Origin of the sequence: Propioniciclava sp. (assembly GCF_036744435.1) — a bacterium.
GTDB lineage: Bacteria > Actinomycetota > Actinomycetes > Propionibacteriales > Propionibacteriaceae > Propioniciclava.
Map to the genome: position 1 here is coordinate 1 of NZ_DAIOIA010000014.1, position 5,017 is coordinate 5,017.

Annotated in this window: 6 protein-coding genes; 1 reads left to right on the plus strand and 5 read right to left on the minus strand. The window is 71.7% G+C overall.

Features of this window, described 5'->3' with window-relative positions; translation table 11 throughout:
* Nucleotides 1-1,123: hypothetical protein (locus tag V7E09_RS03225; protein WP_324523012.1), on the plus strand; the 1,123-nt coding region annotated here is incomplete at its 5' end.
* Between the two features lie 30 nt (nt 1,124-1,153).
* Here V7E09_RS03225 and V7E09_RS03230 read toward each other — a convergent pair.
* From V7E09_RS03230 to V7E09_RS03250, 5 genes are read right to left on the minus strand one after another with little or no spacing between them, the layout of a single operon-like run.
* A complete protein-coding gene (locus tag V7E09_RS03230; protein ID WP_324523013.1) occupies nt 1,154-2,731 on the minus strand; it encodes a hypothetical protein in 1,578 nt (525 codons plus the stop codon).
* Nucleotides 2,732-2,765: 34 nt separating this feature from the next.
* Complete coding sequence (locus V7E09_RS03235) at nt 2,766-3,509, minus strand: MFS transporter (protein WP_324523014.1); 744 nt, start codon at nt 3,507-3,509, stop codon at nt 2,766-2,768.
* Nucleotides 3,509-4,036, minus strand: coding sequence for an MFS transporter (locus tag V7E09_RS03240; RefSeq protein WP_324510873.1), 528 nt, complete (start codon nt 4,034-4,036; stop codon nt 3,509-3,511). Before V7E09_RS03240 ends, V7E09_RS03235 begins: the two co-directional genes overlap by 1 nt.
* Nucleotides 4,037-4,080: 44 nt before the next feature.
* Nucleotides 4,081-4,521, minus strand: a complete 441-nt coding sequence (locus V7E09_RS03245; RefSeq protein WP_324510874.1) for a fluoride efflux transporter FluC — start codon at nt 4,519-4,521, stop codon at nt 4,081-4,083.
* Nucleotides 4,518-4,943: a fluoride efflux transporter FluC gene (locus tag V7E09_RS03250; protein ID WP_324523016.1), complete on the minus strand. Its 426-nt coding sequence runs from the start codon at nt 4,941-4,943 to the stop codon at nt 4,518-4,520. The genes V7E09_RS03245 and V7E09_RS03250 overlap by 4 nt, the downstream gene beginning before the upstream one ends.
* Between the last annotated feature and the right edge of the window lie 74 nt (nt 4,944-5,017).

Genomic DNA, 5,017 nt, shown 5'->3' on the forward strand with positions numbered 1-5,017 from the left:
GGCAGGCCTGCCGGTGCAGGCCTGGGCGGGAGGTGACGTCGGCGGCGGCGCGGATTCCTTCGAGCCCACCCCCGCCGAGTCGTGGATGGAGATCGGTCCGCGCTCGATCACGAACGTCACCGACCTCTACTATCTGCCCGCGGATGCGAATCTGGTGCGCTGGCGCTGGGCTCGGAGCCTGAACAAGACCGTGCAGGATGCGGTGGCCGAACTGGGCCCTCGGGACATCCTGGTGCTGCCCGAAGACGAGCGCCCCTACGCGATCGACTCCTCGCGCGGGTTCACGACGCCGGGCGCCTGGCGGGCGATGGTCCGGGTCACGCGCGGCATCGCCGGGCTCGGGCCCGGGGCGGTGGTGGAGCCGTCGGCGTCCTCCTTCCGGGCCGGACGCCAGACGTACGCGGGGGGCCTGCAGGAGAAGGTCATCGAGTCGGTGACCGACGGCGCCTACTTCGGCAACTTCACGATGCGGGGGCGCAGCTTCGGCGACGTGGCCTACAACGGCATCCAGGTCACCGGCAGCGACGCGACCTTCCAGGCCATCCGGTTCCAGGGTGCGCATCGCGGCTGGACGGCCCAGCCGCCGGGGGAGGCCGCCGCCATCACCGCCTACTCGGGGTCGCGGATCTCGGTGCGGAACGTCGAGGTCGACGGCCGCGACTACCGGACGGGCGTCGCTGTGGGAACGTCGCCGCTGATGTTCAACCGCAACCAGCTCACCATCGTCACCGACACGTGGCTGCATCACACCTCGGTGGGCATGCCGACCTGGTGGGAGTGCACCGACATCTGGTCGGAGCGGCTCTACCACAGCGATGTGGCGCAGGCTGCGTCCGGGTGGTCACCGGGCATCAACCTGGAGAACTGTTCCGGCAACCTCAACTTCATCGACCCGACCCTGCTGCTGGGGTATAGCCCCACCGGGAACACCGGACGCCACCTCAACGTGGGCGGCAGCCGCGGCACTGTCGGAACGGTGGTCGTGCGCAACGCCACCTTCGACGACTCGGTGGAGCCCGGCAAGCTGAGCATTCAGGAGTACGGGGCGCAGGTGGCTGGGGCGGTCCGCTACGACATCCACGCGGGCAACGGGAGCGCGGCCCCCTTCACGCTGTCCCGCTAGCCGGCCGCTGTAGGCCGAGGCCCGAGCGCGCTAGAGGAGGTCGTTCCAGACGCGCGTCCAGGGGACCCCGCCCGCGAGCAGCATGCCCGCCAGCGCCCGGTCGAGGGTGTGCTCGGCCGGATAGCTGGACGTCGAGCCGGTGTCGCCGGCCTGAATGATCGAGCCGTCGCCGAGCGTGATCTCCATGCCCTCGATATGCATCACGCCCGCGATCTCGGCGGCCGCATACCACTGGGCTCCCGGCAGCGCCCGGGAGTCTTCCTGAGGGCGCCGGGCGACGGAGCGGGCCCGGGCCAGCGAGTCCTGGTCGGGGTCGACGGGCAGCACCAGCAGCCCGTCGCCGAACACGTGGACGTCGGCGCGGACCCAGTCGGCGCGGGTGCCTGAGACGTCGAGGTCGGAGGCCGTCCCCAAGTAGAGGCTGTCGAGGTGGTGGACGGGCGTGGCGTCGAGGTCGCCCCCGGCGGCCTCCAGGAAGGCCACCACCGGTGCCGCGTCTCCCTGCTTGTGGGCGGCCGCGATGGCCGAGTCGAGCCCGGCCGGGTCGTCCCAGTCGAGGTAGAAGTTGCTGACGGCGCCCCAGTCGGGCCGCGAGGCGGTGGTGCTCAAGGCGACGTGCGCGGCAGCCCTCAGATCCCACTCGTCGGCCAGTTCGTCGCGGGTCAGGACGGAGCGCGGGGACGGGGACTCGTCGAGGCGGATCGCCTCGGCAAGGTTGTCCCAGGACGCCGACGGTGCCGCCAGGCCGGCCACGCGCGGCCAGTCGGTCAGCGGGAAGTCGGGCGCGAAGAATCTCTCTTCGAGGGCCACGAGCGAGTCCTCCCCGTCGCTGAACAGCGACGACGCGGGCGTGCCGGGGAGCTGCAGCGGCGTCCTGGCGGCGACGATCTGCCGGACGGCCTCGGCGAGCGGGGCGCGGGAGCGGGCGTTGTCGAACAGGTCGACGTAGGGGGACACGTGGACGCTGGTGGCTGCTTGGTCGGCCACGGTGAGGCCGTGGTCCAGCGCTGCGGCGGAGGTGAGGCGGGTGGCGGCGGCGCGGGCCTCGGCGTCGGCGGTCCGCTGACCGGCGGTCAGCGTGGACGCGTACAGCCTGGCCTGGAGCCTCCCGATCGCCCCCTGCGCCGCGGCGTTCGCCTCGAGCGCGGTGCTGACGGGGTCGGGTGCGGGGCGGGCCAACGCATAGGCGACCATCGCTTCGAACTCGTCCGCGCCGAGCAGGACGAACAGCGGGTGGCCCACGATGAGGGTGTCAGGGTGCGTCGCGTCGGGTACCTCCACGCCGAAGCCCTGGTCCAGGAGCACTGCCTGCGGGGTCGGCGCCCCGGCCGCCCGCGCGGCGCGGGTCAGGGTGTCGGCCAGCCGGGGGTGGGCGCCGACCTCGACCGTGACGGTGTCGCGGGGTGCCCCGGCGGGGGGTTGCCGCAGCCGGGGCACGGTGAACGGCACGGACCCCAGCCCCAGCAGGACGAGGATGGCGGCGAGCGTGGATGCGCCCGTCACCATGGCGGCCGCGCCGAGTGCGAGGAACAGCAGGAGGACGAGCACGGGAAACGACCAGATCAGGATCAGGCCGCGGGGCCGACCGTGCGGGGTGGGTGGGGGCATCGGTCTCCTCGAGGATGGGAAGGCTCCGCTCACCCTAGCGGGCCGGCCCCTCCTCGGGATGTCGAGGCAGTTCGCGTTGAGACCCGTATCGGCTGACCAGGAAAGGAACCGCGGACAGCACTTGGATCAGCGCCCCGACGACCAACGTGGGACGGGCCCCGATGACGGCCCCCAGCCAGCCCGCCGTCAGCGAGGCGACGGGCATGATGCCCCACACCACGAAACGGATGGACGCATTCATGCGGCCCAGCAGCGGGGCCGGGCACAGCCGTTGCCGCGCCGTCACCTGCACCATGTTGAACACCACGACCGCCAGGCTGGTGGTGCACTCGGCCACCAGGAGGGCCGGCAGGACGGCCGAGACCGGCAGGAACGTGGCCACCGCGAACACGGCGATCCCGGCGGCGCCCAGCAGGGTGCTGGCCCGCAGCGTCGGTCCCTCCCCGAGGCGTTCGGCGATGCGCGAGGCGAACAACGCCCCGGCGATGCCGCCCACCGCCCCGGCGGAGAACATGAAGCCCAGCAGCTCGGGGGCCAGCCCGACGTCGCGGAGCACCACCAGCGTCAACAGGGTGAAGATGATGGTGGAGCCCAGGTTGCTCAGTGCGGTGGACACCACCAGGACGCGCAGCAATGGCTGCCCGGCGACGAAGACGATGCCCTCGCGGATCTCCACCAGAAGGTTCTGCCGCTCGGATGAGGGCCGGGGACGCTCCTCGTCGCGGATGAACAGCAACAGCAGGGCCGACCAGGCGAACCCGACGGCGTTGATCACCATCAGCCACGGCGCGGCCAGACCGCCAGCAGGCCCCCGGCCACGCTGGGGCCGCCCAGGCGGGCGACCTGCGCCACCCCCTCCAGCATCCCGTTGGCCCGCCCGACCTGTTCGCTGGGCACCAGGATCGGCAGGTAGCTCTGGTAGCCGACGTCGAAGAAGACGGTCGCCACTCCCACGATCCCCGCTACCACGTACAGGTGCCACACCTGCAGGGAGCCCGTGCTCCACAGCAGCGGGATCGCGCAGATGGCGACGGCGCGCACGGCGTCGGCGACGATCATGACGTGTCGCTTGCGCATCCGGTCGACCCAGCCGCCCGCCAGCAGTCCGACTAGTAGGAAGGCGGCGGTGTTGGCGGCGTTCAGGTAGCCCATGTCGGCCTCGGTGGCGTGCAGCAGCGTCACCGCGATCACCGGCATGGCCAGCGTCTGGAACTGGAAGCCGAACTGGCTGAGCGCTTGGCCGCCCCACAACAGCCGGAACCCGGGATTGCGCAGGGGAGAACCGGGGCTGGGTGGAACGCTCACCGGGTCATCGTCGCACTTCGCGTTCAGTTGCCAGGAGGTTGCCCTCAGCGGACGAAGAGGGTGCACACGGGCGATCCCGCAGCGACCGCGCACACCGCGGGACCGGGTGCCATGAGCCCCACCCAGAAGGCGAGAACGCAGGCGACCATCATCGCGACGGGGATCAGGATGCCGCGCAGCCGGCGTCCGGCGCGCCAGTCGCGGGCCGTCTCGAGCGAGGCCGCCGAGAAGGTCGTGAAGCCGCCCAGCAGGCCCGTCGTCAGGACCGGTTGGGCCTCCATCGCACCGGTCGCCGCGATCACGACGCCCATGACCAGGGCGCCGACGACGTTGACGACGAACGTGCCGGTCACGGTCGGGAGCGTCTCGTCGTCGACGGAGACCGGACGCCGCCGGGACCGCAGGAAGGCCTCGTGGCCGAGCACCAGGAGATAGCGCAGCACGGAGCCGACGCCGCCGGCGAGCATCACCCACAGCCACGTCATGAGGCGTCCTTCGCTGGCCACAGCCGCAGCCCCAGCGCTATCCCGGCACCCGCCAGAGCGATGCCGGCGACGACCTGGCCCAGGACGAACCAGATCAGCCATGCGTACAGCGGGTCGACGACCGAGGCGGCCGCCCCGGCGATGTCGACGGTGAAGGCGCTGTAGGTGGTGAACCCGCCCAAGACGCCGGTGCCGAGCAGCAGCCGCCAGTGCTCCAGGTCCAGGCGGCGGCTCCCGAACGGAGCGGTCACCACGATCCCCATCAGGAACGCGCCGACGAGGTTGGCCACGAACACCGACCAGTTCGGCGGTTCGTGGGTGACGTGCGGGATCGCCACCCCGAGCAGGTAACGGGCCAGCGTCCCGAGCGCTCCGCCGCCGAACACGAGCAGCAGCCTGAACGCGAGACCGGACGATCTCATGCGCCGCCTCCTTCGCGTGACGGCGTCCTCAGACAGGGCGCGTGCGGCGAACTCATCGTCTCACCGTGCGGCGA